Source organism: Massilia glaciei, assembly GCF_003011895.2.
GTDB lineage: Bacteria > Pseudomonadota > Gammaproteobacteria > Burkholderiales > Burkholderiaceae_D > Telluria_A > Telluria_A glaciei.
The window spans coordinates 1-606 of sequence record NZ_PXWF02000188.1 but is presented as its reverse complement, the minus strand read 5'-3'; the positions used below and the strand labels follow the sequence as shown (position 1 = coordinate 606).

General features: G+C 54.1%; 1 protein-coding gene. It reads left to right on the top strand.

From position 1 onward, the window contains the following. Window positions 1-208: hypothetical protein (locus tag C7C56_RS29320; RefSeq protein WP_219933142.1), on the top strand; the 208-nt coding region annotated here is incomplete at its 5' end. Window positions 209-606 lie beyond the last annotated feature (398 nt).

The window sequence follows — 606 nt, the reverse complement described above, 5'->3', positions numbered from 1 at the left end:
GTATGGCCGATCGAAATCTTTATTTATTGCGGTTCGCTCTACAGAAATTTTAAGAGTTTGCGAAGTGTGGTCTAACTCGGAACGAGGCATGGGGGTCAAGCGAGGCATGGGGTTAGACCAGTTAGACCTGGTTATGAACTGGAGTGCAGTGACGGCAACGGCATTACGCAATGGCTATTGGCATTTGGGCCGGGCGATATTGAACTAGATTTGGTCCCATGACTAAAGGTCGGGGCGGGCAAGCTGCGTAAGCAGCGGCGGAGTTTGTAGGTAGCTCCAACTACAGCGGGCGTGCCCGCTTCCGCACACCGTTGAGCAACAAGTTGATCGGTTTTCCCTGATCTCCCACAGTCCGCAAAGGGGCGGCAGCAGGCGGAGGTCGGACGGCAGGCAACCGTCGCGTAAAATCGGCAGTGACCGGCCAATACCGGACATTTGAACAACTACAGAGGATGCACGTGATCAATGAATATGTCCTCTATCTGGTAGACCCCAGTGACAGACCCCGTTACGCTTTGGTTGCAGATTTCCTTTGGGGATCAGCGGCGAATGTGGACTCAGACGGCAACAGTCGCACTCCCGAGGACACACAGTGGACGGAACTTT